The organism is Xanthomonas sp. NCPPB 2632 (assembly GCF_041228075.2).
Lineage (GTDB): Bacteria > Pseudomonadota > Gammaproteobacteria > Xanthomonadales > Rhodanobacteraceae > Luteibacter.
Genome location: NZ_CM192979.1, coordinates 642,767 through 667,632, shown reverse-complemented (window position 1 = coordinate 667,632; position 24,866 = coordinate 642,767). Strand labels below are relative to the sequence as shown.

25 protein-coding genes and 1 pseudogene are annotated in these 24,866 nt (G+C 60.1%); 13 read left to right on the top strand and 13 right to left on the bottom strand.

The features are described from left to right. Positions 1-18: 18 nt before the first annotated feature. Both AB8808_RS02960 and AB8808_RS02955 read right to left on the bottom strand, forming a co-directional pair. Complete coding sequence (locus AB8808_RS02960) at positions 19-1,224, bottom strand: OmpA family protein (protein ID WP_369926603.1); 1,206 nt, start codon at positions 1,222-1,224, stop codon at positions 19-21. Positions 1,225-1,389: 165 nt separating this feature from the next. Continuing rightward, on the bottom strand, positions 1,390-2,877 hold the full coding sequence (locus tag AB8808_RS02955) for a S41 family peptidase (RefSeq protein WP_369926602.1): 1,488 nt from the start codon (positions 2,875-2,877) through the stop codon (positions 1,390-1,392). A gap of 424 nt (positions 2,878-3,301) precedes the next feature. On the opposite strand from AB8808_RS02955, the pseudogene AB8808_RS02950 reads away from it, so the two are divergent. From AB8808_RS02950 to AB8808_RS02925, 6 genes and pseudogenes are all read left to right on the top strand, one after another. After that, a pseudogene (locus AB8808_RS02950) lies at positions 3,302-3,352 on the top strand (hypothetical protein); the annotation flags it as partial. Positions 3,353-3,421: 69 nt separating this feature from the next. Next, a complete protein-coding gene (locus tag AB8808_RS02945; RefSeq protein WP_506193284.1) occupies positions 3,422-3,544 on the top strand; it encodes a hypothetical protein in 123 nt (40 codons plus the stop codon). A 98-nt stretch (positions 3,545-3,642) separates the two neighbouring features. Then, complete coding sequence (locus AB8808_RS02940; protein WP_369926598.1) at positions 3,643-4,023, top strand: VOC family protein; 381 nt, start codon at positions 3,643-3,645, stop codon at positions 4,021-4,023. A gap of 31 nt (positions 4,024-4,054) precedes the next feature. Continuing rightward, the gene (locus AB8808_RS02935) at positions 4,055-4,516 is read left to right on the top strand and encodes a hypothetical protein (RefSeq protein ID WP_369926597.1); all 462 of its coding nucleotides are present in this window, start codon (positions 4,055-4,057) and stop codon (positions 4,514-4,516) included. 49 nt (positions 4,517-4,565) lie between these two features. After that, a complete protein-coding gene (locus AB8808_RS02930) occupies positions 4,566-5,213 on the top strand; it encodes a hypothetical protein (protein ID WP_369926595.1) in 648 nt (215 codons plus the stop codon). 9 nt (positions 5,214-5,222) lie between these two features. Then, positions 5,223-6,557 carry an XVIPCD domain-containing protein gene (locus AB8808_RS02925; RefSeq protein WP_369926594.1) on the top strand — a complete coding sequence of 445 codons (1,335 nt, stop codon included), beginning with the start codon at positions 5,223-5,225 and terminating at the stop codon, positions 6,555-6,557. Here AB8808_RS02925 and AB8808_RS02920 read toward each other — a convergent pair. From AB8808_RS02920 to AB8808_RS02900, 5 genes are all read right to left on the bottom strand, one after another. Then, complete coding sequence (locus AB8808_RS02920; RefSeq protein ID WP_369926592.1) at positions 6,550-7,338, bottom strand: hypothetical protein; 789 nt, start codon at positions 7,336-7,338, stop codon at positions 6,550-6,552. The two genes, AB8808_RS02925 and AB8808_RS02920, sit on opposite strands and share 8 nt — an antisense overlap. Before the next feature lie 149 nt (positions 7,339-7,487). After that, complete coding sequence (locus AB8808_RS02915; RefSeq protein WP_369926590.1) at positions 7,488-7,676, bottom strand: hypothetical protein; 189 nt, start codon at positions 7,674-7,676, stop codon at positions 7,488-7,490. A 348-nt stretch (positions 7,677-8,024) separates the two neighbouring features. Next, positions 8,025-8,459: a hypothetical protein gene (locus AB8808_RS02910; protein ID WP_369926588.1), complete on the bottom strand. Its 435-nt coding sequence runs from the start codon at positions 8,457-8,459 to the stop codon at positions 8,025-8,027. A 261-nt stretch (positions 8,460-8,720) separates the two neighbouring features. Continuing rightward, positions 8,721-8,966 (bottom strand): hypothetical protein, encoded by a 246-nt coding sequence (locus AB8808_RS02905; protein ID WP_369926586.1) that lies wholly within the window; start codon positions 8,964-8,966, stop codon positions 8,721-8,723. Positions 8,967-8,990: 24 nt separating this feature from the next. Then, a complete protein-coding gene (locus tag AB8808_RS02900; RefSeq protein ID WP_369926584.1) occupies positions 8,991-9,293 on the bottom strand; it encodes a helix-turn-helix domain-containing protein in 303 nt (100 codons plus the stop codon). Positions 9,294-9,477: 184 nt separating this feature from the next. Here AB8808_RS02900 and AB8808_RS02895 point away from each other — a divergent pair, with 184 nt between their 5' ends. From AB8808_RS02895 to AB8808_RS02870, 6 genes are all read left to right on the top strand, one after another. Beyond that, positions 9,478-10,260: a hypothetical protein gene (locus AB8808_RS02895; protein WP_369926583.1), complete on the top strand. Its 783-nt coding sequence runs from the start codon at positions 9,478-9,480 to the stop codon at positions 10,258-10,260. After that, positions 10,257-10,916 carry a hypothetical protein gene (locus AB8808_RS02890; protein ID WP_369926582.1) on the top strand — a complete coding sequence of 220 codons (660 nt, stop codon included), beginning with the start codon at positions 10,257-10,259 and terminating at the stop codon, positions 10,914-10,916. The genes AB8808_RS02895 and AB8808_RS02890 overlap by 4 nt, the downstream gene beginning before the upstream one ends. A 297-nt stretch (positions 10,917-11,213) precedes the next feature. Continuing rightward, positions 11,214-12,170 carry a reverse transcriptase domain-containing protein gene (locus tag AB8808_RS02885; RefSeq protein ID WP_369926580.1) on the top strand — a complete coding sequence of 319 codons (957 nt, stop codon included), beginning with the start codon at positions 11,214-11,216 and terminating at the stop codon, positions 12,168-12,170. Then, positions 12,167-13,507, top strand: coding sequence for an AAA family ATPase (locus AB8808_RS02880; RefSeq protein WP_369926578.1), 1,341 nt, complete (start codon positions 12,167-12,169; stop codon positions 13,505-13,507). Before AB8808_RS02885 ends, AB8808_RS02880 begins: the two co-directional genes overlap by 4 nt. A 218-nt stretch (positions 13,508-13,725) precedes the next feature. After that, positions 13,726-14,148, top strand: a complete 423-nt coding sequence (locus tag AB8808_RS02875) for a hypothetical protein (protein WP_369926576.1) — start codon at positions 13,726-13,728, stop codon at positions 14,146-14,148. A 165-nt stretch (positions 14,149-14,313) separates the two neighbouring features. Next, positions 14,314-15,915, top strand: a complete 1,602-nt coding sequence (locus tag AB8808_RS02870) for a site-specific integrase (protein ID WP_369926574.1) — start codon at positions 14,314-14,316, stop codon at positions 15,913-15,915. On the opposite strand, the gene AB8808_RS02865 is transcribed toward AB8808_RS02870, so the two are convergent. The 4 genes from AB8808_RS02865 to AB8808_RS02850 form a co-directional block, all read right to left on the bottom strand. Next, positions 15,908-17,074, bottom strand: coding sequence for a hypothetical protein (locus tag AB8808_RS02865; protein ID WP_369926572.1), 1,167 nt, complete (start codon positions 17,072-17,074; stop codon positions 15,908-15,910). The two genes, AB8808_RS02870 and AB8808_RS02865, sit on opposite strands and share 8 nt — an antisense overlap. Then, a complete protein-coding gene (herA, locus tag AB8808_RS02860) occupies positions 17,067-18,788 on the bottom strand; it encodes an anti-phage-associated helicase HerA (protein WP_369926570.1) in 1,722 nt (573 codons plus the stop codon). The genes AB8808_RS02865 and herA overlap by 8 nt, the downstream gene beginning before the upstream one ends. 47 nt (positions 18,789-18,835) lie before the next feature. Continuing rightward, complete coding sequence (locus AB8808_RS02855) at positions 18,836-20,071, bottom strand: SIR2 family anti-phage-associated protein (RefSeq protein WP_369926568.1); 1,236 nt, start codon at positions 20,069-20,071, stop codon at positions 18,836-18,838. Positions 20,072-20,172: 101 nt separating this feature from the next. Then, the gene (locus tag AB8808_RS02850) at positions 20,173-21,855 is read right to left on the bottom strand and encodes a MobA/MobL family protein (RefSeq protein ID WP_369926566.1); all 1,683 of its coding nucleotides are present in this window, start codon (positions 21,853-21,855) and stop codon (positions 20,173-20,175) included. Positions 21,856-22,206: 351 nt separating this feature from the next. On the opposite strand from AB8808_RS02850, the gene AB8808_RS02845 reads away from it, so the two are divergent. After that, the gene (locus AB8808_RS02845; RefSeq protein ID WP_369926564.1) at positions 22,207-22,473 is read left to right on the top strand and encodes a hypothetical protein; all 267 of its coding nucleotides are present in this window, start codon (positions 22,207-22,209) and stop codon (positions 22,471-22,473) included. Between the two features lie 5 nt (positions 22,474-22,478). Here AB8808_RS02845 and AB8808_RS02840 read toward each other — a convergent pair whose 3' ends face one another. Beyond that, complete coding sequence (locus AB8808_RS02840) at positions 22,479-22,862, bottom strand: hypothetical protein (protein ID WP_369926562.1); 384 nt, start codon at positions 22,860-22,862, stop codon at positions 22,479-22,481. An 80-nt stretch (positions 22,863-22,942) separates the two neighbouring features. Then, entirely contained in the window at positions 22,943-24,850 is a 1,908-nt protein-coding gene (locus AB8808_RS02835) for a tyrosine-type recombinase/integrase (RefSeq protein ID WP_369926560.1), read from the bottom strand. Between the last annotated feature and the right edge of the window lie 16 nt (positions 24,851-24,866).

Here is a 24,866-nt window from a genome sequence, read left to right as displayed (position 1 = left end):
GCCCAGGGAAACGCCGCCCTAGGTCCGCACGAATACCTCGACGCGCCGGTTCGCTTGCCGTCCGGCGGGATTGTCCTTGCCGTCGACTTCGTTCGGGGCGACGGGTTTCGATTCCCCGTAACCCTTTGCCGTAGCCTTGATCGACAATCCTCGCTGGACCAACGCGTCGCGAACCGACGCCGCCCGTCGCTCCGATAGTTGCTGGTTATAGTCGTCGCTGCCCTTGCTGTCGGTATGGCCACGTATCTCCATGTCGCGTGCCTGCACATGGGACAGGGCGCCGGCCAGCGCATCCAGAATGCGCGCGGCATCCGGGCGTATCGCCGACTTGTCAAAATCGAACAACACACGATCGCTCAGGGTGATGAGGTAGCCGCACGGCGCGCCGGGCGGCGCGAACCGCTTCATCGGGGGGAAGCGTCCCGCTGGCACCACCCTGGCTAGCGGCGCCATCGTCACGGGATGCGGCGGGGTACCTATCTGGCCGGTGCCGTCGCCGTTGTTGCGAAGCAGCCCGTGGGGACCGTTCCAGGTGCCCGAGCCGTCCGCGTTGATGGTCAGCAGGCCCTCCGGGCCGTTCCATGAGCCACTGCCATCGCCGTGGTTCTGGATCACGCCGCCCTTGCCGTTCCAGGTGCCTGCGCCTTTACCGTCCAGGCTGATGATGCCAGCGGGACCGTTGTACGTACCCGATCCATCGGCATGGACCTGAACGATCGCGTCGGCGCCGTCGCCCACCGACCCGTTGATGGTGCCGCTGCCATCGGCGTTGACGCTGACCACGCCACCCTCGAAGTTGGCCGTGCCGGTACCATCCGCACCGATCTTGAAAACGCCGTCCTTACCGTTGCGAAGCAGGTTGCCCTGTGCGTCCACGCTGGTGATGCCACCGTCGTTCACCAGCGTGCCGTCCGTGCCGCAACGCGCAGGCGCCACGCTGATGCCGGCGACGGGATCGATGGCATCCTTCATCGATGCTTCGAGCGCCCGCTGCGCCGGGGTCACGCCCAGGATGTCCGGCACCACGATCGTGGGGATGACCGGGAAATCGGGGATGGGCGCGGTGTCGTCGGGGGCGGTGACGTCGGCCGCGCGCACAGCCTGCGGCATCTCGCGCGGTGTTTCATGGCTCACCGGCGGCGGCGCGGCCGCGTGCTCCCGGTCGTCCGACGCCCCGCAGCCCACGAGGAGCCCTATCGACAGCCACAATGGCAATGTCCGCATCGCTCGATCTTCCCATATCCGGATCTCGTGGCCCGTAGTTCATCACGAAACCCGGACATAGCGATACCGCGGACCAAACCTCGACAGGTCGGTCGGATCCGCTGGCGAAGCCAGGACATGGCGAACTGGCAGAGCGCATTTTGTTGGATAACGACGCACCCACACTTAGGGCTTAGGGGTATTTCGTCCCAGCAAAATCGCCTTGACCAGACTTGCCTGCCCGCCATCCTGCAAATCGGCGAAGGTGGTCGGGATCGCAACATCAGGGCGCACCCCGATGGACTGGAACGTATAGGGTCGCGTTCGGCTGGGTGCGAATCCATCCTGCGCCAACGTGTTTACCAATGCCTCTTCCGGGTGACTGCCCTCGGCAAGTGATCCGGAGGGGTCGAAGACCGTCAGGTTGCCTGACAACCGCACGGCATACCCCGATCCGGGCAATGCATCGGCGGATGCACCACCGAACTCGTATCCGCCACCTGCGCCCACGGTGCTCTCGCCGACGACGGTGGCTCCGGACGCCCAAAGCCAACTGGCGAGAAATTCACCAGCCGACCGTGTGCCTGCATCGACCAACACGACGCGCCGTGCCTTGGTAGCGACGTGCCCGCAGCTCGGGTCCGGCTGTTCCTTCTTCAACATCACGGTTCCCGCCCTGGAACCATGGAAGACATCGAGTGCGGTAACCGGGGGACGTGACCCGAGCGCATCCGCCATCAGCCGAGCCTCCCGATCGAAACCACCGAGGTTGCCGCGTAAATCCAGCACGAGAACGTCGGCGCCCTTGGCAGCGAGTTCGGCATCACCGATAAAGGTGTGCATCACCGCGCAATAGCCGGCAAGCATCGCCGTGGTCTCGGTAGCCCCTGGAAGCTCGCTGGCCGCATCGGAGGCGGCCACGAACGCATCGTCGTACTGAGGGGCAAAGGCGCCGACGCGCAGCGTGCCGATGCGGAGGCCCTGAAGGGTGAACTGTCGGGGAAGGTCGCTACGGTTGATCGCACGGGTCATGGCCTTCGCCAGGATCGCATCTACCGCCTTGTACGGCAGATCGACTGTCTTGACGCCACCCTTGGCGTCCTGCAACTGCAGAGTGACCTGCTTTCCAAGGCCAGCCACCCGGTGGACGACTGGTGTCGCCATACCCAGCTCCGTCGCCGCTTCCGCGTATCGGCCTCGACGGTGACCACCGAACGTCAGGGTAGCCGCATGAGTCAGCCACGCACCGGCGTCCTGGCCATTGATGGCCGTGACGCGATCGCCCTCGGTCACCGTGGCCTCCGCGCCGTCGGTGCCAAAGACCCGCCAGACGACCATGCTGCCGTCGCTGGCTGTGCGAAACAGCACGCCCAGCGTCTCGGACTTGCCGGCGTTCTTCCCCGCCAGCGCGACGTGCTGGTCTTCAAGGGCAACCAACGCGCTAGTGAGTTGTTCCGCGGTATTCACGGATGCTAACGGAGCATCGGGTGCCCAGAAGGCCTGCCCCTGGGTTTCCAAGGGGAAATCATGCCGGTAGCGTTCGACAAATCGAAGCGACGGGTATGCCTGCTGCACCTGGGTTCGAAGCAGCTGGCCGTCGGACGGTGCCGCACGTGCGCTGTTCATCGCGACGAGGCTGCAGAGCATGGCAGCCGCTTGGTACATCTTGGGCATGAGCGATCCTGAAAGGGTATCCAGCGGCGACAGGTTCCGGCGAGAACGCCTGCGCACCATAAGCCGACCATAGGTGGCGTGGGTCGAACCGCGAAGTGCAGGAAGTCACGACTTGCCGCTCGAATCGAGCCGCGCGGAAGGCATGCCGGAACGACTGACGCGCAATCCTTAAAAAAATGTCCAGCACACCCAATCGCCCTCGCTGCACTTCAGAGTTTCGGTAGTGCGTATTCAGGCATTTGTAGTGCAGCGAGCCGCCGAGTTCCTGGGCGGACTGTTGGCATCGTCTGCTCATTGGGTGCTACGCTCCTGGACGTAAGCGCATCGTCGGTAATGACGGCATGATGTGACCGGGATTGACGATTTCCATCCCACCTGAATGCGCTGTGCCGTAACTCCAAGCCTTACGCGAGAGTGATCAACTATGGCACTGATTCAATGTCCAGAATGCGGACACGATGTATCCGACAAAGCGGCGGCTTGTCCACACTGCGGCCATCCAGTGCGCGGGCAGGTCAAGAGTGATCGCGTATTGAACAGCAACGTGGCAAGCAAGATCGTTGGCATGCTCGTCGGTTGGCTCATCGTTCCGTGGATCGCGCGGCTTCTGGCGATGGTCCTGTTCTGCATCGTCCTGATCGTGATGTTCATGAAAGGGCGCGGTTGAAGTGACGGAGCGAGAAGCGTCCGCGAACCCGTAGCGCTACCGTGCGCTACTCGCGGTTTAGTCGGCTAGCCACAGCTCAGCCTACCCTGGGGTTCTGCATGAAACGAGTCACCGGTGTCGGCGGCATTTTCTTCAAGGCCAAGGACGCGCCGGCCCTCCGTGCGTGGTATCAGAGGCACCTCGGCATCGATGTCCAGGCATGGGGCGGCACAGCCTTCCGATGGGACGATGGCGATGGCAATCCGATCAACGGGACAACCGTCTGGTCGATTTCATCCGGCGATGAGCAGGTGCCCGATGGGCACACCTTTATGATCAACTATCGCGTGGAGGACCTGCATTCGCTGATCGAGGTTCTTCGCGGAGAGGGCTGCCATGTCCTCGATAAAGTCGATGACTCCGAGCACGGCAAGTTTGGCTGGGTGATCGACCCGGAAGGTAACAAGGTCGAACTGTGGGAACCGCCTGCGGACGAGTGATGAACGAAACGCGCTGACGAAGAGGCACCTTATGCTCCACGAACGGTTGCTCATCCTGGTGGCCGTGTTGATGATGGGCGTCGCTGCGCAGCCATCGTTTGCCGCAGACAAGCGCTTGTGCGATCCGTTGAAGTCCTTCGTGCATTCCGTACATGCTGGCGAGACGCGCAAAATCGTCTTTAACGCCATCTGGGGCTCGTCATTCAAGACATCGGACCAGACGAGTTTCTCCCTGGACGAAAAAGCATGCGTGCACGACGGTTATGAGCCAGCGAAGCCGTTTTGTGCGGCTCTCGTCCAGATCGGCTCGATGGAGTTCCCCGGCGGAAACGCCGAGGAAGTCGTGGAGTGCCTGACCGGCGAGGCGCATAAGAGGGGTCTTTTCCTCGCAAAAATCGACGCGACCATCACCGTGGGTAATGACGACAAGGGCCAGCCTGATCGATTCCCGATGGAGCGTTTGGTTCAGCAGGAAACCCGCTTGCTGAGGTAGGCTTTGGTGGCCAGTCCAGTCCTTCGTTTTGCCACTTACAGGAGTTGCCATGCCCATCCCTGTCGTTTCCGGGTCTCCTCGCCGCACTGTTCTTTTTTCCCTGGCCACGTCTGGCGCCCTGCTGGCTGGCCTTGCCTTTCCGGTCCACGCCACGCCCCCGTCCAACGTTCCGGCTAACATCCAAGCGCTGATGGTTACCGGCGACACAGTCCTTGCCTTCCAGTCGGCAAAGCCCTTCGGTGCGGATAGCGCCGGCGGCGCTCTCGTCGTCCGCCATGTCCAGCCCGACCCGAAGACCCAAAATACCTGTGAGCTATGGCTGCTGCGTGCCACGGGTGCGACGTATGCTGTCTCGGCCAAAAATGGCGAGGTGGTCGATTGCCGGTACAACGAGTCCGCCAAAAACGCCGACACCATGGCTTTGTCCCACAACCTGACAGTCACCCCCACCTCGGTCACCTATTTCAACGAACTGTCGCGCGGGGGGACCACCTATGCGTTTGCATGGGATGCGCAAAAACACGGCTGGCATCTCCAACACGTTGAGGCCACCTCGGTTGAAAACGGTGAGTCCGGGGTCATCGTCTACAAGTCCGTCCTCGACTACCCCGCCACCCTCCCGCTGCTGACCATCGATGCGTTCTCACCGAAAGCCATCCGTGAAGCGCTGCATACCCACCGCGCCGTCGTGCACTAGGAGCAGACCATGCCGCAGTTCAATGCCAGCTCTGCCCTGCTGCTCAAGCGCTTTATTGAATCCGGTGTCACTTCCCCGGAAGAACTGAGCAATGTGATGGGCAATGCCTCGGTGGAGACGGGGAGCTTCTCCACCATGGATGAGCGGTTTGGCTACCGCAGTGTCGAGCAGGTCGTGGGTGCTGTAAAAAGCGCTGGCACCCGAAATACCCGGGAGGAAATCCAGGCGGCCATCGAGAGCAAAGACCCCAAGCAGATGGCCCACATCCTCTACGACAACCGGGCGGACTTGCGAAACACCAACCCCGGGGACGGGTGGACCTTCCATGGGCGTGGCTACTTCCAGTACACGGGCCGAGACAACTACGAGCGCTTTGGCGAGAAGTTCGGGGTGGACCTCAAAAACCATCCCGAGCCTGCCAGTGAGCCGGAGATGGCGGCCAAACTTGCCATCGCCTACTGGAAAGACAAGGTACCCGAGGCTGACCGCACGGACGCCTATGCGTCGGGGGTGGCCATCAATGGTGGGGAAAATGGCGCGGATGCGCGCATTGACCGCTCGAAGCAATGGGCGACCCTTATCACGCCTGAGCTCGTTCAAGGAGTCAAAGACGGGTCCATCTCGCTCGAACAGCTCCAGACGATGGGCAACAGCCCCCAGCATGGTGCGCACCACGAGCAAGGTCACAGCCTTCGCCTGCACGACCGCTCAGACGCCGTGGGCACCTTGCAACAAAACCTCAATGAACTCGGCTACAAGGATGCCCAGGGTCGTCCCCTCGCGACTGACCATGCCTTTGGGCCGGGAACCGAGGCGGCGGTGCGGCAGTTCCAGCAGGACCACCACCTCAAGACCGACGGGGTTGCTGGACCTGCCACCCTTGCCGCCATCACGGAGGCCAAGACCCACGCCCAGGCAGCACCGTCCGTGCCGACTCTCCTCGATGCCCGCCATCTCGCCAACGGGATGTATGAGCAGGCGCATGCCTGCGTCGCCAGCATTGACGAGAGCCAGGGTCGAGCGCCTGGTCCGCACACGCAGAACTTCGCCGGCACCCTCACAAGCTCCTCCCTAGCATTGGGCATGCAACGCATCGACCACGTCGTCTTGAGTGACGATGCAAGCAGGGCATGGGCAGTCCAGGGACAGCTCAACTCCCCCTTCAAGCAGTTGGCCGAGGTGAACGTGATGCAGGCCATCCAGACCCCGCTGGCGCAAAGCAGTCAGGAGGCGGCCATGCATGTACAAAACAACGCCCAGCAGCAGGCGCAGGTCCAGCAACAGCAGCAAGGCCAACAGCAGGACCAGGTGCAGCAGGCGGCCGGTCCTTCAATGGTTAGATGACGGCACCGGGAGGGCGGGTGTCGTTGGCCCCGCCCTCCCGGATGGCTGCAAGCACGATGGCTTCAGTCAGGAGACCACGTGCATGGTCTCCCCTCGCCCTGACCCACCGTTCGATGGCGGCAATCAACAGCACGACGGCGAGGCCCATCCACAGGTCAACCTGAAAGTCGCCGCCCGCCGGTCCCAAGGCACGCAGGTCGAGAAATGCCTTTACCAGGCCGAACAGCACCCCTACCGAAGCCAGGGTCAGTGTGCTGCCGCCAAACAGTATCGAGTACAGGCCCTGAACCACGAAAGGGCGTCTGTCATAAAAGCGGCTCACGCCCTCCAGCACCATCACTGGATAGCTGCCAAGTATTCTGGCCTGTTCCGCATGCAGCCCGTAGGCCTTTTGGATGTGTCGCCCCTGGTCTTGCACCAGAAATTCCCGGCGCAGCCAGAGAAGCCACAGCATGCTGACAACAATCAGCCCCCCAGTAACCATTCCAACCCAGGTAGTGACGTCGAACGTCACAGCCCAGAATCCCGAGTCCAGGTTCAAACGATGTCGGCCCGCAAGTGTCCGCATCGCAGAAAAGATGACCGCCGAGGCAATCTCGACCGGCATGACACACCTGAGAGTCCAGACGAGTTTTTTTTCATAAGCATTGCTGTTTTTCGACCAACGGTATTTCGCAGACCACGCCAGGATGTCGATGACCTCGCTGGCATGTTTGTCGTGATTTGAGTCGTCAGGACTCTCACTGTTCTCGTAACGCGTCTCGGGCACCGCGCTCTGCATGCTCTGTCATCACAGGGAGCCGAAATAACCCTGTACATCCGTCGGCCGCGCAGCATAGAAACGCTCGACCGATTTGAGGTCTTAAAGGTCGTGGGAAGAAAGGGACTGCACCGGCTTCAGTTGATGGTTGTAGGCGCCGATCACCCGCGTCACGCGGTCATCAGCCAGTGACGCCAGCGAATCAGGGGTAATGCCAGCAACACCAAAAGAGCCACGATGCCAATTCCGTCGATGACGACAACCGTCCTTTGTGCCATCCCGAGCAGTGCGGTCCGTTCGTCCGGGAACGTCGTGACCGCACCGATACAGGCAATCTCGACTAAAACCCCAAGCACCATCACGGCAGGTCCGCAGGCACACGGAAGCGGACATAGAGTCCGGCGGGGCGACGCAGGAAAGGGGCTTTGGCACGACGGCGATACCTCAAACCATACCTTTTTTGAAGGCCGTTTCCGGGTATAGCTGATTGCCCGAACCCGTTGTGCCGCAAGGGCCACAAGGGTCGATGGAGCGGGTGAAGGGACCTGTCGAAAACACCACCGCAAGCCGTTGTTTCCACACACATAACCACGGCAAATCTGGTGCTCGAAACAGGACCTCAAACAATACCCGCAGGGGAATAAGGCTATCAGCGCGCCGCCACGGAGCGCCAGCCCCCAACGAGGCTTAGCCCCCGCGGCCGTGGCTCAGGCCTCTTCCTTGTCGTCTTCTAGGTCGTATTCAAAATAGGTGGTGTATCGATTGGGCTTGCCCCTCTTGCGCCACTCCACCGTCAATTTCTCGATGGCGGTTTCGACGCCCTCCGTTCCAGCACCGTCCACATCGGTGAGGAACAGCACATCGAAGACGTCACAATGGTCGGGATCGTCCAGAGTGCCGTATGTGCAAATGCGTCCTTCGCTGTTGACCACATAGGTCAACAACAACACATCATCGTCCTCTCCCTTCCCCCGCCGCTCCGGGCGCTGCTTCAACTCTTCTGAAATGGCCTGCGCCCTGTGCATCTTCGTGGGTCGCGTGCCAATTTCCACGATGACCACGTGGTGTTCCAAAAGATCGTCGCAGATGTCGCTGTCGGTCCGGTCAGGATCCAAGTCGATCACGATGGTGCCAACGGTCATAACAATCCTTAGCGTTGCCACCGCGGTGGTGGCCGCAGCCAATTTTGCGATACCAAGTTACCGCCAGCTTGCAGGCACGGAGATTTAACTTGGAGGCCGAGGCAGAACATCGGCAACGTCCGAGGTTCTGCCTCGGCCGGCCCGAAGGGCAAGCTCATCGCTGAATTGGGGCCGCAGTCGACTATCCAGTTCCAAGATGATCGACGCCAGCCCAAGCTCTGCGAATTCGATTGCCTTTGATCCCCCCTCTGTGTTTCGAGGCTAGAAGACTGACGTCACGTCAATCACAAGGATCTTGCGCGTTCCCGGGCCGTTCTCGAATGAGAATGTGAATGAACCGCTGTCATCGCGTCCCGTCTTGCCCTCAACGACGCTGATCGTCTCTTGGATGTCGAGAAACCGCACCAGCTCATTCGCGCCAACCAAGCCTTCGTCTTCTGTCGCGCACAGCACTTCAAGGTTCGGATCAAATTGGTTAAGGTGGGCGATCAGCTCTTTAACCTTCATCTCGCGGCTCCTGTCAGAAAGGCTCTATTTCGTCGTCTTGCGCTTAGCCGTCGGTCTTGCGCCCAAGGCTTGCTCAACCTCTGTTGCCCAGCCTACTAGATCGGTCCCGCAGGCCAGGCACCAGTCTCGTATCTGCAACGTGTCCAGCCGTGATCCGCGCTCCGCCGCGCTCACGTAGGTCTGGGACCTGCCCAGCTTCGAGGCGAACTCCGTCTGGGTCAGGCCCGTCCTCTCCCTGAGCGCCCGAAGCACGCCCAACACGAGCTGGTTCTCAGGTCGATACAGCGATTTGGCGGGTTGAGCCGCCGTTCTCTTGGATATAGCCATGACCTACCCCGGGGAGCTGACGGGTCATAAAGCTATACCGGTCAAAGCCTTATTCCGGTAATGGATAGTCGGTTAGTCGTTATTCAACTAGAACGTATTTGACGACGCTACTCTGGCCGCGCCAGGGAGGGCCGCGGGGCCCCTGGGATCACGGAACGTTCCCCGCACAACAGAGGGATTTCACATGCCTAACCGCCGGTTCCACCGGATCGCCACTTGGGTGGCCGTTGCCGCTCTACTCCTGACAGTTCACGCGCAAGCTCAGACCACCGGAGGCCTTCGAAGCTTCCTTCAAAAGGCTGGGGCAACGGCATCTCACGCGGCATCATCGGTCTTCGGGACCGGCAACCCCTCGGCCACCTCCGGGCAAGTGGCCGGACCCGCCACAACCACGGGCGTTTACTACCGACCGATCAACCCGTCATCTCCGGGCGCGATCGTCGGGATCTTCGACCGCCACAGGATGGGTGACGCGTGGCCGCGAGTGGCCGTGCATTTTACCCAGGCCGGTGCCGATCAGGCCTGCTGGCGGGCGGAAGCCACGGTCTGGCGGTCAGCGAAAGATCGCACCATCGAGACCTTCAACATCTGCAACGCCCCGTTGGCGTTCACCGACCAAATGGGGCAGACCCGTTACATGACGGCACCCGAAGACGCGCCCGGCGGCGGCCAAGGCCTGGTGGCGATCAACACGGCGCAAAACATCCAAGGAATGAGCCATGCGGACACGGCTCCCGGCGACGTGCGCAGCGCCGGCCCGTTGCCCCCTCACATGCTTTTCTACCTCGGGCAAGGCAGCGAAAGTGGCCCGCTCGCTCGGCAATACCATGAAATCCTGGTCCGCCTGATGTGGCTCACCGGGTGGATGAACCACGCCAACCCCACCATCGACACTCACAGCGGCAAGCTCCTGTGGGTGATCAGCGTCGATCCCAGCGCCATGAATGCGCAGGAGCCCACGCCGTGATCAAACTTCTCGCCATCATCGCCATCGGCTTCGTCATCGCCCTGGTCGTCCAGCATTTGAACGCCAAGCGAGCCGCGCGGCACGCTGAAAACCATCCGCCGCTGAGCGTCACGGAGGAGAACGGCTGGACGACGATCGTCACCACGCCCGCACCGCTCCCTGGGCGCGTCAGCGTGATCTCCTGGATGATGGCCCTGGCCGCTGGGGTGGCCGGCGCGCTGTTGGGCGCCAAGGTCGACCCGAACTCCCCGCTCCCAGCGATATTCGGCCTGGCCTCATGGATCGGCTCGGGTCTTTTGATCAGCAAACTGTTCCGGGCAGGGCACGACGCGAACCGCCAGGTTCAACGCAGGCCGTTTCAGGTGTCGGCCCAGGGCATCCGTTTGCCCAACGGCACGTTGGTGGCGCCCGGCCAGATCTACGCGATCCGTCGCGGCAACACCCACAGCGGCGCCACCGTGGTGGTGGGCGGCGTGGGCGTCGCCGCCGGGGTCTCACAGATGGCCGCGGTCACCGCGCAACTCCTGACCCAGGTGAGTTACACAGTGGAAGTCGAGCACGGTGGACGGACGACGGTGTTGGCTGGTGGTCTGACCGAAACGCAAGCGCACGCAGTGGTAGCTGAAATTGCCCGACGGCTGCCAGGGCTCCTGTAACGCCGCCCGCACCCGCCCAACCAGCAACGCCAGAGCGTAGATCAAGGTGCTAGTCGAACCGCCCACATCCATTCCAAGACGCGGCCCACCCAATAATTGCGAAATTCGCGCGGCCGTGCTAGCGTTTCACCATACCAGCGACCAGGAGCAGCTCCGGTCTAATGTCTGGTCCCTAGGGCGTTTCATCTATTTACGTATGCCCGGCCGCAGGCTTTCGCCCGGCCGGGCATTTCGTATCTGCCGCCCGTGATCGGGTAGGCTTGGTCTAAGGAAGCCCGCATTTCGAGACCATGCTCCATGAGCCCAAGACCGCTACGTCAGCTCTTCGACGCCATGTATCACGGTAAACACGATTTTGAAGAATTTCTGCGGCTGAACCCTGCCGAACATCGCACACCGGTCAAGTGGAATCGGCGCACTATTTACAAAGCATCGCAGACGTTGCGGGACTTCCATTACTTCTTGAATGGTTTTCTGCTCGATTACCTTCCAGTGAACGAAACGGTTTCCTTCGCCTATCGAAAAGGAACCTCGCTTCCCAATGCGGTCGCGCCCCATCGTGACGGTCGCGCCTTTTATCAAACTGATCTCGAAAAGTTTTTCGACAGCATCAGCGCCTCGATGGTGAAGGTAGTCTTGGAGAACGCGAAGACACCCATAGAAGACCTGCCAAAGCATATCGATCACATCGTCGACCTCATCACGGTGGACGGGAGTTTGCCTATCGGTTTCTCAACATCCCCAACGTTGAGCAACGCTTGTCTGCTCCGGTTCGATACCAAACTGGCCCTGCTTTGCGAAGAGCGACAATGGGTCTATACCCGTTACGCCGATGACATTGTGATATCCGCACAGGAACGAGAAAGCCTGCACGACGCGCCACACGTGGTCCGCGATTGCCTGGCAAGCGAGTTGGGCGACACGTTTCGTCTCAACGAGAAGAAAAGCAAGCTCACCACCATCGGTCGGAAAGTGAAAGTGCTTGGCCTGGTCATCTTGCCGACGGGGAAGATTGTCATTGACCGTGAGGTGAGGGAGAAAATCGAATACCAGCTGCATTTCTACATCACCGATAGAAATCGCCTGGCGAAAATCTTCCAGGAAACCTTAGATGAAAGCATTGAAGATGGCCTGGAAAGACTGAGCGGCCTCATCAGCTATGCGCATGACGCCGACCCAGACTACTTCGAAAAGCTGCGCGTGAAGTTTGGCACTACGGTCATCGACAGCTTCCTGCACAGGTCAGCAACGTGACGACACTAAGGGTCACTCTCAAATCCATCCAACACATTTCCAGTCTGGCGGTTGAAGTCGACCTTGACGCAAGCGGCCTCGTCTGTGTGGTGGGGCGAAATGGCGCGGGCAAGACGACCTTAGTGCGCGCGCTGCGCAATCTGTCAAATGCCGACACATTCGTTCGGACAGCCAGTCCCAGGGCGTTTTCCAAGGACAGCGAGATCATCTATGAGATAGATCGAGAGAGGATCGTCTTCTCCTACGATGAAGGCATCCGATCCATCAATTGCAAGGGCAGCATACCTAAGGGTATGCGGGACCTAATTTCCGCTGAGCTGCCCATGCCTCATGGAAATCGCTTCAACTACTTCAAAAGTGCCAGCGAAGCCGACTTGGACATAAGGAAAGCTCTCGCCCTCACACGCTACACCAAGCCCGAGGAACTCATCGAATTTTTGACGGCAATTTATGGGACCGCGTTGTATTCAAACTTGGCTGAGGTGAAGCACAAGGGAAAGAGCTATTTTGCCATCGTTAGAGAGGACGGGACTTACATTAGGGAAGATTACCTAAGCTCAGGCGAATACTTTCTGATCAATCTTTACCGATCTATCAAAGGGTCCGCCAAGCTCATCGTCATTGATGAAATCGACCTTTCTTTGGACGCCGCAGCGCAAGCGAAGATGTCCGATTGGCTCAGATCCTTCGCCATTAAATATGAACGAACGATCCTGTTCACGACGCACTCCCTGGCCGTCATGCAAACCCTCGAAGACTCCGAACTTAATTACATGGAGGTCGACGGAGGGAACGTTTCGATACAACCCGCATCTTTCAGCTACGTGAAGGCTCGATTGTTCGGCTTTAAAGGATGGGATCGCTACATCCTCACAGAAGACGTCGTGCTTCTCGGGTTTATCGAGGCGATCATCGCCAAGTTTTGTCCCGACAGCTTCTTCTCCCACAAAATCGTGTTTGTAGGCGGCGCACCCCGGGTCGTCGATCTGATGAAGCACAATGCCAAAGAAAACTTCTTAGCTCCTACGGAGCACGTGATCGCCATCCTCGATGGAGACCAAAAGGATCAAAAGTTTGCGAAGTCGGCGGGGATCTACGTTACCCCGATCGAGAGCGTTGAGAAGGCCGTCTACGCCGATAGCCAGTCCAAACAAGAATTTCCATTCAAGACCGACAGAAAAAACTTCACCAGCGAAAAGGATTTCTACAATTTCTTACAGCAGAAAAAAATAGCGACCGCCAGTGAGATTGATCGATACCTGATCGATGCGAACAACGCAGCCTTGCAGCCGCTTGTCGAGATACTTCGTGCTTTCCTGTCGGCGCGGCCCCTGTAAAGCAGCATATGCTGCTTCGATGCCGGGACTGGCTGACGGCGCATTTCAGGACTTCCGCGCACGAGGTCGCCGTGAAAATCAGATATCCGTGGGTGTGGGGCGGGTGGAAGATGACGTGATCGGCTTCCGACGCGCCATACAGTTACCTAACCTGGGTATGGGGTCTGCTCACCTCCACAATTAGTGAAATCCAGCAACGCGAGAAAGGAAAAGACGCCATGGCGACAACGGAAGCAACGGCTGATGTGAAGTCAGAGGTTGTTCCGCTGCGACCAAAGCAAGCCCTTCTCCTCGCGTTGCTGGAAGCTGATCCCCGCCTGGCACGGGACACACAACGAGATCGGCTCATGCTGTTAGCAGGCATGTTCGATCGCTACATCGGGCCGACGAAGATGGGGCGGCTGCTCGTGGGGTTGAGGTCGCTGCATGCGGCCGGGAAACTCGACACGCACGTGTTCGACTACATCGGCAATGACGATCCGCCGCTCGCGACCGCCGATGCGGTGATCGCACGATTGGCACAGCAGGCGTGGTCCGAACAGACCGCCGTGGGCGTGGATCGGCGCCGGGTGAAAGCGCTTCGCTTGTTGGGCTGTATCGTGAAGCGGACGACGTTCGTTGAGAATTCCGCGGCAGCTTAGCGTTGCTAGCGCTGCAGGCGAGCCCCCAAGCCGATTCGTTCTAAACCCATGAAAATATTGGGTTAGGAGGCTTGACATCTCCCAAATTTCTCGTTGGATGGAGGCGTGGACACCCGTCCCCGGAAGCCAGATGGCTTCCCCCAAAACGCCTCACCCGGAGACACCATGCCATCCCAGCCCCCATATGGCCGCTCATTGCGGTCCGCCCCCGGCTTGCCCGCTGATTTCTCGCGGCAGACACCCCACTCCGCCAACGTTGCTCAGGCCGACATGATCGTCGCGGGCCTCGGTGACGCGCCTGCCCCCGAGAAGTCGCGGCGGTATTACGCCCACGCGTCTGACGGACGTCGCGTGACGGTTCGAACCAACCGCCCTCTTCGCCAAGTCTTGGAGGCCCTGGAAGACAAAGCAGGGATGCCTGTGACGAACGTTACCATCGAGGGCGTCCGCCGCCCCCAACCTACCCGGGGCATCCGACCGACCGATCATCATCTCGCGCTTCTGGGGCTCGATCAGCTGACGCTTAGGTCACCAACGCAAGATGCGCCGCCTCCCGCCCGTGACGTCGTCCCAGCGCCGGCGACCTTTCTCATGCCTCGACCCGCCACGCGTGTTTATCTGCCCGACGAGATCATGCTGTCCGACCGCATGGCCCGCTTCATCCAATCGATGGAACATCGAGATGCCAACCGTTCTGGGATCAACGACACCATCTACACCCTGCGGATCTTCTACGAACTCGTGGGGGACAAACCTGTTCGCGAGCTCAACGTCGCCGACGCTGACGTCTTCCAGGATGCTTTGACCCTTTGGCCACCAAATGCCAGCAAGCGTCGCGCATTCCGGCTGATGCGCGCTCCGGAGGTCCTCGCAAAGGCCCAGCGGATCGGTGGCGCTCGACTGAACCTGAGAACGCGGCAGAAGCACATCGATCGCCTCCGCGCATTCTTTCGATGGCTCGAACTCAGAAACGAAGCCATGCCCGGCCTTCTCTTCGGCGTGAAGCTTTACCGACGCAATCAGGATTTGGGCCGGCACAGAGAGCCCTTCACCGACGACGACTTGCGCCGGATGTTTGAAGTCCTTCGGGCACGAAAGCTTTCGACACCCCACATGTATTGGGCCCCGATCATCGCGCTCTACAATGGGCTCCGTCTCAACGAGATCGGGCAATTGTATGTAGACGACATCATCAAGTTGGATGGGCATTGGTGTTTCGACATCACTCGTGACCGCCCGGGCCAACGCCTCAAAAATTTCAACTCCCGCCGGGCGCTCCCTATCCATCCCACCATCCTGGAGTGCGGGTTCCTTGACTTCGTGGATCAGGCCCGGCGATGGCAGCGAAACACACTTTTCCCAGGCCTCGTGTGGGGCATAAGCGGCCCTGGGGACACGATTGGAGACTGGTTCAATCGAAACTTTTTACGCAAGCATTGCGGGATTACGGCACGGTCGAAGACGTTTCATTCCTTTCGGCACTGCTTCGCCACACTTGGGGAACGCTCGCGGGTCACCGATACACGGCTTGCCATCATGCTTGGGCACAGCGCTGGCAGAAGCGTGCTCCGAACGCACTACGTCAAACATGCCACGCCGGGTGAACTGGTGCATGACATACGAGCCATTCGTTTTCCTGAGCTCGCGATAGATGCCTATCGCCCGCAGGACTATGAAGATGCCTTCCGGCGCGCGAGCATTGAAGAAAGCCGGACCGATCGCTTGGATCGCGTGTATGGGACCTACCACTTAGGGCGTCTCAAATGACGCCTGGCGCCGGCCGAAGGTCACGTGGCGCCCCGGCCGGCTGCCCATTGTCGACAGTCAGTTTGTCGCGAAGGTAATTCACTGCCGCAGTGGCATTCGCGATCACAGGCATGTTGAATTCTTTGTCGAGTTTCAAATGACCGCTGCACATCAGCGCTCGAAGTGGCGCCTCGGTGAACATGACATCGTGGTAGCCGGCTGCGGCGCACGCATGATGCAGATCCAGCAGCCAGTGTCCGTTGAGACGCCTCCCCTTGTCCCATCGAATGGCTGCGTGACACGCGGCGTGGACGTAGAGCGTAGGAACCCGCTTGGCCATGAGCTTCGGTCTCAACCGAAAGACGTTAAACAACATGGTCTGCATGCTGTCTTTGAATTTTTCGACTTCGGCCTCGGTAAAGCCGGGGAGGCGATCCGAAAGAAACAAACGGGCGGCGGCGTCATCGAAGAACTTGATCGTGCCAGACACTTCTGCCGCGAAGGCTTGCTTGAAGCTACCGATTTCGGGCGCGTATTCGACCATTTTTTCGTTGATGCGAGAGGCGCTGCTGTTCATGACGGAGGAAAAGTCTTTGTCTCGGTCGTGGTCGGCCATTTCGAGAAATGTCATATTCCACATCAAGTCGATGAATGACTTCTGGGTCACTCGATTGTTCCGAGCGTCCAACGCCTCGGCGAATGGCACACGAGCGCCAAGGACCATCCCAGGCTTCACCCATGTCAGAGCGGGTTCCACCCCTCCCGAACCCGCCGGGTCGTCCATAAATCGTTTCAGCTCCATACTGACCCGCTCAGGCTCCGTGCGTAGGCAGACACCATCACTGAGCTCATCCATCACGGCCGCTGTGGCACGGCGGACTTCCAGGGCGGCATGCTGCATCGTCTCGATATAAGCAGCATCACTCACCGGGCAAACCGCGCGGCCCGACCGAACAAGTTGCCGCAACAGATCCAAAAGAACCGCATGTTCGGGTTGCCTAGGCTTTCCCGAGCTGGCTTCTCGCATCACCACCCAATAGCAAGTGTCAAGGTAGATCTTCGTTTTTGGGGCGACCCGGTTACCAAGCTGCGTGCACAACCCATGAAAGTAAATTTCGGGAGACACTTCTGGATGTGCCCGATGCCGAGCAAGGTTTGCTTTGATCTCTACGTCACGCATCGATCTCTCCGAGCGGTTCGTGATACTCGTCGGCACGGGAGTTCCAAAGGTCGAACGCAGCATCCTGAGAACGAGGAAGTGGATTAGCGGTGGGTGCACGCATCAAAGATGGCATTTGCAGGCTACCCCCGAACGCGATGGCTGTCTGCCGGGGCAATCCGGCAATTCGCCGGACTTCACGCCGGTCTGCCCATTCACTCGCCGCCTGCACGGCCGCCAGATCTTTGTCAGACGTGAGCCTGAAAGAGATCCAGTTATTACACTGCGAAAGGACGGTCGGCGAGACCTCTGACGGCCTCTGCGTGCTCAGCCAAAGCGCTAGACCGAACTTCCGCCCCTCCTTAGCCAAACGCTCGTAAGCTAAGGAATTAGCGACGGCCTCGTCGCCAGTGCCCATAGGACGCAGGTAGTGGTGCGCCTCTTCCAGGACAAGCATCGTCGGAACCTTGTTCTCTTGCCCACGGTGGAAGAGCTCATAAGCGTATAGCTCCAATAACGCTCCCAGGACAAACGGTGTCAAATCGTGGGCGACCTTCCTCAGATCCACGATGTGCACGCGCCATTCCACTTCCGCGCCACCGAAAATCTTGTCCACAAGGGCGGTTGACTCACTCTTCCAACTCAGAGGAACGCTGTGCCCGGCGCCGCCACCCACGTCCACCACCGCGCTAAACATCGGATCTTCCACGAACCGATTGACACGAGTGATCAGGGGCGCGACGTTGCCGTAGTTGAAGGCGTTTCTTTCAAATCCGTTTCGGCCCGGGACCAACGCATGGCTCTCAGCGATAAGCGCCGATAAAGCTTCCATGGGTGGCCAGACATTCGCTGTCCCCGCTTGGTTGTCGCGAAGTCGCTGCATGCTCTGCGCCGCGGCAGTAGCCCCGTCGGCTCGACAGTCATCAAACAGCGTGGGGGCCGCATCGCCCGCAAGTCCGACGCCGTTTCGATCTTGGAACCATCGAACCTTGTTCAAAGCCTCGATGGCGAAGGTCAGTGCCGGACGCTGCGTCTTGTCACTTGGGATCAGTAGCCTCTGCAAGCCGAGGCGGCCCAGAGCAAAATAGGGCAATCGAAGGCCTTGCGCGCCTTCGTCGCCCAGGCGTGTGACCTTGATCGCCTGCTCGGGCAGCGTTGCCGGGTCAAACGCATCTTCATATTCGCCATTGATGTCAAAGATGACAATGCGGGCGCCCGGAAACTGGACCACCTGTTGCAAGATGGCGGCGGTGAAGCAGCTTTTTCCCTGCCCTGAACTTCCGAGGACGGCGACGTGCCTGCTGATGAGGTCTTCAAGGCCGACCATCAACGGCCCCCCTCCCCTCAGATCGTCGCCGAGATGGATGGGCGCTTTCAGGGTGCGGTGGCTTCCGAGGACCGCCGTTAGCTCTTTCTCCGTCAACGGGAATGCTTCTGCACCCAAGGGAGGCGTCGACAGGGAGTCGGATATGAACTCGTAAGTGGTTTCCGCCGCTGCCAGTCGTCCGACAATCAGGCCCTTGATCTGACGAAGTGGTTCGCCGGCCGTCGCGCCAGCAGCACCAATGCGATGCGCTTCCTTTGGCTCGGCAAAAGTTAGTGACAAAACTTTGAGGATGAGCAGACGACTGCCGGCATCAAGCGCCAACAGACTTCCGATGTCCGTCACGACCGACACGCCCTGGCTGTGCGCGGCCAGATGGCCACGATGGACATCCAGGAGGTTGAGCGTCACTTCGGTCCCGTCAACCTGGACAACGTATCCAACCGCGTTTCGACTTTTCATTCCGGCAGTCCGACTTCGTCACGGCGCTCTTCCGGCTCTCGGAGGCGTCGTTCCAGGTCGCGCAGGTCCTCGTCATAAATCGTTGGCTCAGGCAGGTCGTTTGCCAAGGCGTGCAGATACGCCTCAGCACCGCCTCCCACGATCGTCACCCGCGGACTGTCAAGCGACAACAACCTACGGACCGCGACCGGCAGGTCCTCCTGTGCATCCAGTCCCACAAACTCGGGAAGATAGATGACCAGTTGCAACGTTGGGTTCAACAATGCAGAACTCAGCAGCCGATTGATGTGTTCGTCGCCAAAGCCGTAGCCGACAATGACTAGGCATGATTGGGGGCGCGCGAGAAACTCGGCAAACCTGCGCAACAGTTCGCCCAAGACAAATCCGATGGTCTGCATGTATTTGGCCGCGCTAGGCAAGACCAGGGCGCCTAGCTCTTCCTCGTCATTTTCGAGAAATGCCTTGATGCCATGCCATGCTCCGGCCGCCTGCTCTTCGTAAAATCCGTCGTCGTGCTCTCTCCACGTCAGAGAGCCGTGCAGCTTTGCCAGGTATACGTTGTAAACGCCGAAGCGCGCCTCACCACGGGCCTGCGTGTTGCGGAAGCCAAGGTCGAAGCTCTGCGGTGAAAACCGGCGAGCGTGCGTTCCTATAAAGCCGTTGGAGACCGACATGCCGATGGACTCCGCTGCCCATTCGATCGCCAGGTCATAGTTCGTCGTGAAGATCCAAGGCGAAGCCTGGCCAGGCTGCCGGGCAGCCGTCATTTTTTGCAGGATCGTCCTGTGGTCCCGCAACCCGTCATCGTCATAACCGACGCCCGAAACGCTCTCCCACCAAGCTTCGCTGAGGATGGCAGCCTTGACGACCGCTCTATGCAGATCAGCTTTAACGGCATTGCCTGCGTCCAACTTGTCGTCTTTGACCCTTGCCCACTCGGCCAGCGCGATGCCCAAGCGATCAGCAAGCTGTTCGATGTTAGGAGTGGAAGTTCCCTTTATGTCAGCGTCTTCGGCGCTGACAAGGCCTTCGTCCGCCAACCATTCCGCCGATTTAGCATATTCTTCGACGAACGCATCCCACAGGTCCTTGACGACCTTTCCGCCGGCCGACACCGAAGCCCCGGCTCCGAGGAGCATTCCGACGTTTTCCAGCCTCAATAAGTTAGCAAGATGCGCTCGTAAGGCGATCTTGTCTTCAATCTTCGAACCGCCCCGAAATGCGACCGTCATTCCCTGTCTCCACTGGTTTGAGGACAGGTTGGCTCCGCATATGGCACCTGACCCCTTGCAGGCCATCCTCCGTCGTTTGGCTCCTGCGTTCAACGGCTGGGTCACGAAATTCGCATGGATGTCCGAAGGCGAAGTTTCAAAGCCTCTGGCTCGGGAAGGTCGACAGCGGCGTTGCCCGGCGGCTCGGGGACACGCGACGCGATTGCCGGTTCCAACCACGGGCGTTCGTCGTCGTATGCCGCCGCCAGGAGATGCGGCGCCAAGCCTGGATTGATCTCGACGAACGCGCTGACAGCGTCGTCAAGGCGGGCGGCCTGCTGTGCTTGTTCGTCGACTGCCACGTTCGCCGCCTGGTCGATGTCGTCCAGCGCGCTGACGTGGGCACGAGCGGTGCTTTTCAGTCGCTGGACGCGAGCGTTCTTCACGGACGCCTGGTCGTGGAGGGCACGCCATTCTCTCGGCTTACCGTCCGAGCCTGGCATGGCTTTGGCAGCGCGCATTTGCCAAGGATGGTTTGCTTCCCACTCCACCACCCTTTCTTCGGCCACAGACCGTTCCGCCCGTGCGCCGTCGAGCTCGTAGTCGACGCTGAGTTTGGCCGCCATCCGTCTCTCACGGTCGTCATTCATACCGCGCAGACGTCGAGCCAAAAGGACCAGCACAGCCAGCACGCGTTCGATGACGCCAACTGCCTGGTGTAGCCGCCTGACTGCTTCGCTGGCTTCTGGACCGTCAGGAGCCGGCACGACGGCCTGGAAGCGATGGAGGAGCGTTTCCGGCCCTTGGCCGTCCCACGGGCTCGGGCGCGCGCCTCGGCGCGGCAGCACCGGTGCTGGGTCCGGTGCTGTTTCTTTGACCTCATGGGTATCCAATGCAATTGGCTCGTCCGATGGCGACGACGGCGGCACGGGCACCGGCGTCGCTGCATTCGCCGCTCTGATGAGACGGGCGACCTCGATGGCGCCTTCGTGTTGAGCCGTCAGGCCGGCCGCCTGAGCCGCTTTGTAGACCTCAGACATGACGATGATCTCGCGCAAGGCGTCCCCCTTGCGAGTGAAGAAACCTTTGCGCTCCATTGCGGTGGCCGCGGGACCGACGACCGGCTGGGGAACGATCGGCAGACCCTGCCGTTCGTAGCTCAGGTGCGTGTAGTCTGCGGGCAAGTTGTTCTCTGCGGTGAACCGATTTGCCAGTTCCGCCCACTTGGCGTTAAGTTGCTCGACGATGGCGGACGAGGTTCGCTTGTTGGAAAGCATCGAGAGTTTGGCGCCAAATCCCGTCGCCCCTTCACTTTCATCCACATCCGACAGCTCGCGCGTTGGGAAGTAGAGATGCGCATGGTAGCCCTGCCGCTCTTTGGGTTTCAGGTTGCCTTGGACATCGAGCTCGGCGTCTCGATGCAGCCCCATCGAGACCGGGGTCCGCAACTGCACCGAGATGTAGCGCGCGAGCTCTTCCGCCAAGTTCCCGGCTTGGTCATCGGATAGACCGAAGGGAACGGGAATTCGATAATCTCGCGCGATCTGCGCGTCTTTACGTCTCTCTGCTTGTTCCACACGGTTCCAAAGCTGCGCCGGATCGGTGGCCCAAGCGGGTGCACCCGGCGGCGCCACCGTCAGGGCACGCACGACCTCTTCGCCTAGCGCGCGCTTGCGGTAGTCATGCCATGTCTTTGTGCGTTCGTCGTAGAGGCGAAGGCCCAGACGATACGCAGCGCCGGCCACTGCTGAGTGACCGGCGCTACGGTTGTGCGTTTGGAGGTGGGGGCGGGCATGCTGCGACATCCATCAATCCTTGATGTATCACCCCCGCACAGCGCGGCGATGAGCGGTCATCCTGACCTAGATGAAGAGACCGCCGACCCGAGTAAGCATCTGCCCGACCCCACGCCATTGATGTAAGCAGACGAAAAGAAAGTGTCAATTGTGGTTGAGACGCCATTTATTGCTTTTGTGATGGTGCTCTCAGATCGTGGGAAACCGCAGAGTTTCGCGGTTTTTTGCGTTTGCTGTGGCCCTTAGCGTTGTGATCGAAGATCACTAAGACGCGCTCTTTCGCTCGATCTTTCGTATGTCTGGATGCTCCTTGACAGGCTGTGCTGATCCGCTAGCTTGCGACCAAAGGAGCCCCCAACGATGAAACACACTCTGACGTTCTCTGAGCACGAGCCCACCATGAAGCAGCTTTGGTTGGCTGCGTTCACCAACCTCCTGTGCCACATGGCACCGGATGACGCCATCGTGGCCGCCGACCGCGCGCTCCATTTATGCAACGAAGCTTGGAAAAACCCGGAGTGGGTGCACACTTGGCAATACAAGCACAACTATCCTGTCGGCTATCAATTTGCACATGCTGACAGCGGGACACCAGCCACACCTGAAAACGACGACTACAACGGCTGACGACCTTACGGCGAGCGCCTGGAAATTAGCGCGTTTGGAGGACCATTGGGATCTACGTCACCGCCTCCAACAGCGCGGTTTTTGAGGATGTCCTGAGCGGCTTCACCGAGAGTCCTTTTAGTATTTTTGGGCAGCTCGACTTTCGCATCAGCCTCGCGGTTTCGCTTCTTCGCCTCCTCATCTGCTGTGCATCGCTCAGATGTAGGACCAAAAACCACGGAGCCGAACTGCAAGACCGAAAACTCATCGCGCAGGAGCCGTGTGGTGCCGTCGGGGAACCGTCTCACTATCGAGTAGCGCGCGGCCTCGTAAGGCTCTGCTCCATCCCCGAGATAGAAAGGGCCCAAAATTTCTTCAACGAATGGTGGTTGATTATTGCTCTCTTCCATTTCTCATCTCTCCGCGGGTTGATTTCGCTGGTCAAGCTTGCCTGGAAATAAGTCAATGGTGTGATGGCTTCGCTCCGTCTTCAACTTGGCTTTTGTCCACGCCGAATGGCCCGGGCCGCCACTGCTTCGTCTCGTTTTCGTTTCTTTTTCAAGACCCCAAACACCAGGGCAAATTGCCCAGCTTTGTAGGCAGCCAAGGGCGGAAGCCCGAACTGACGTGTGATGGTGTCCACATGCTGCTGCCGCGTCGCCAGCGTCTTGTGGCGTATATAGTGCTTCCCCAGCACGCTTTCGGACTGATGCCCGGTCAACGCCCCAATCTGTGCTTCGGTCAAACCGACCCCGTCGGCGGCATCCGCGAACGTGTGTCGGAACGAGTGGAAGACCAGTGCGGGGTCGTGGAGCCCCGCGGCCCCGGTGTAGCCGCGATTGAACCACTTGGAGACTTTGTCACCGGGCCCGTTTTTGGCAGTCCACGAGCCATCCGGGAACACGCGATCAAAGCCCAGCGCGCGGACGTCGGCGACATATTCAACGAAGCCCAGCGCCAGCACCTCGGACGACAAGGGGACGAACCGTTGGCTCTGCGGGTTTTTCAGCGGTCCAGCGTGGTAGTTGATGTCCACGCCCCAGACGCCACCCACTTCGTGCACGTCAGCCAGGCGCAGCTGAGCCAGCTCGCGCAACCGCGCACCGGTGTGTAACGCAAGCAGCGGCAGCCAGAAATACGACGGGGTGGCCGCATGGGCCGCCCGCAGCTCGGGCGCAAAGAGCGCCGCCAGCTCGGGCTGAGTGAAACCCCGCCGGGTGAGTGTGGCCTTCTGCGCCTTGGTCTGTAAACGCACTCCCGACAGCGGGTTGTGGGTCATTTCGTGTCGCTGCACCGCCCAGCCGAAAAACTTGCGCACGTTGTCCAGGTGCTTGTCTTTCGTGCGGACGTTGATGCCGGGCGGTTGCTCCTTCTTGGCTTTCTTGATGATGTCGCGCGTGCTCAGACCCTTGTAAGCCGGAAGCACCCTGGCACGCGCGGGCCAGACCGCCAACACCGCACGGAAGGCGTCCACGTCGTCCACGCCCAGCTCATCCATGGGCTTACCCGCCCCCACGATGTCCACGAACAACCCCAAGGTCGCCACCGTTTCATGCACGGTCGCCGCCGCCGGGTTCCTCTCCTTAAACTGGGTCAGGAAGAGATCGCGGGCCTCGCCCAGCGATCGAACCGCCTTAGACGAAGATCCCCGCGGCGCCGACCGACTGACCCGGTCGTGCAATTCCATGACGCGACGATGGTCCTCTTCGGTGTCTGCATGCACGTCGAGCGAACCGTCCGCACGCCAGGTGTAGGAATAGGCCGCATCCAAGATCCTTTCCGTCGGACCTTCGGGTGCCTTCACCCGCGCGCGTGCGCCGATCCAGCGGTCGAATGCCTGGATGAAATCCGGATCCAATTCAGCCTGGGCGATCAACGCGGTCACGAACACGCGCACCGTCGCCACGGACCGGCGCCACGTTTCCGGGACAATCGGATCCACGCGGGCGCGCTTGGCTCGGGCGAGGATTTCTTGCGGGGCAGCGTCTTTGAACAGTGCGCCGCGGCCGGCGTCGCGGGGCCAGTCCAACATCTGCGTCGCGAACCGATCCACATCCTCGGCGGACAGCGCAGCGACAGGCTTGTCTCCCACCAGCGCCAGGAACAGCTCCAACGGCCGGCGCGCGGCAGCGTGCGTCTTCACGTAAGCGTCTATGCGCTCACTGAGCTGGACAGAAGGCGGGGTGGGCATCCGTGCTGACCTCTGGCTTTTCATCTCGGCAAACCGATGAGCCAGAGCATACCCAAGCCGGGCGGCTTCCAGGCGCGCGGCATCGCCGCGCAAGCTGCCCAGCGATCGAACAATGGTCTTGGACCCCACTGCTTCCCGCAGCGCCAAGGGCACCCAGTAGCGTGCAAATAATCCGCTTGGGCGACGCAGCAACAAGGGCTTCGGCATCGAAACAGTCCCTCAA

Excerpts from the sequence above, each read along its gene's own strand:
- AB8808_RS02960 (WP_369926603.1), bottom strand. The coding sequence starts at position 1,224 with ATGCGGACATTGCCATTGTGGCTGTCGATAGGGCTCCTCGTGGGCTGC.
- AB8808_RS02955 (WP_369926602.1), bottom strand. The coding sequence starts at position 2,877 with ATGCCCAAGATGTACCAAGCGGCTGCCATGCTCTGCAGCCTCGTCGCG.
- AB8808_RS02940 (WP_369926598.1), top strand. The coding sequence starts at position 3,643 with ATGAAACGAGTCACCGGTGTCGGCGGCATTTTCTTCAAGGCCAAGGAC.
- AB8808_RS02935 (WP_369926597.1), top strand. The coding sequence starts at position 4,055 with ATGCTCCACGAACGGTTGCTCATCCTGGTGGCCGTGTTGATGATGGGC.
- AB8808_RS02930 (WP_369926595.1), top strand. The coding sequence starts at position 4,566 with ATGCCCATCCCTGTCGTTTCCGGGTCTCCTCGCCGCACTGTTCTTTTT.
- AB8808_RS02925 (WP_369926594.1), top strand. The coding sequence starts at position 5,223 with ATGCCGCAGTTCAATGCCAGCTCTGCCCTGCTGCTCAAGCGCTTTATT.
- AB8808_RS02920 (WP_369926592.1), bottom strand. The coding sequence starts at position 7,338 with ATGCAGAGCGCGGTGCCCGAGACGCGTTACGAGAACAGTGAGAGTCCT.
- AB8808_RS02915 (WP_369926590.1), bottom strand. The coding sequence starts at position 7,676 with ATGGTGCTTGGGGTTTTAGTCGAGATTGCCTGTATCGGTGCGGTCACG.
- AB8808_RS02910 (WP_369926588.1), bottom strand. The coding sequence starts at position 8,459 with ATGACCGTTGGCACCATCGTGATCGACTTGGATCCTGACCGGACCGAC.
- AB8808_RS02905 (WP_369926586.1), bottom strand. The coding sequence starts at position 8,966 with ATGAAGGTTAAAGAGCTGATCGCCCACCTTAACCAATTTGATCCGAAC.
- AB8808_RS02900 (WP_369926584.1), bottom strand. The coding sequence starts at position 9,293 with ATGGCTATATCCAAGAGAACGGCGGCTCAACCCGCCAAATCGCTGTAT.
- AB8808_RS02895 (WP_369926583.1), top strand. The coding sequence starts at position 9,478 with ATGCCTAACCGCCGGTTCCACCGGATCGCCACTTGGGTGGCCGTTGCC.
- AB8808_RS02885 (WP_369926580.1), top strand. The coding sequence starts at position 11,214 with ATGAGCCCAAGACCGCTACGTCAGCTCTTCGACGCCATGTATCACGGT.
- AB8808_RS02875 (WP_369926576.1), top strand. The coding sequence starts at position 13,726 with ATGGCGACAACGGAAGCAACGGCTGATGTGAAGTCAGAGGTTGTTCCG.
- AB8808_RS02870 (WP_369926574.1), top strand. The coding sequence starts at position 14,314 with ATGCCATCCCAGCCCCCATATGGCCGCTCATTGCGGTCCGCCCCCGGC.
- AB8808_RS02865 (WP_369926572.1), bottom strand. The coding sequence starts at position 17,074 with ATGCGTGACGTAGAGATCAAAGCAAACCTTGCTCGGCATCGGGCACAT.
- AB8808_RS02855 (WP_369926568.1), bottom strand. The coding sequence starts at position 20,071 with ATGACGGTCGCATTTCGGGGCGGTTCGAAGATTGAAGACAAGATCGCC.
- AB8808_RS02850 (WP_369926566.1), bottom strand. The coding sequence starts at position 21,855 with ATGTCGCAGCATGCCCGCCCCCACCTCCAAACGCACAACCGTAGCGCC.
- AB8808_RS02845 (WP_369926564.1), top strand. The coding sequence starts at position 22,207 with ATGAAACACACTCTGACGTTCTCTGAGCACGAGCCCACCATGAAGCAG.
- AB8808_RS02840 (WP_369926562.1), bottom strand. The coding sequence starts at position 22,862 with ATGGAAGAGAGCAATAATCAACCACCATTCGTTGAAGAAATTTTGGGC.
- AB8808_RS02835 (WP_369926560.1), bottom strand. The coding sequence starts at position 24,850 with ATGCCGAAGCCCTTGTTGCTGCGTCGCCCAAGCGGATTATTTGCACGC.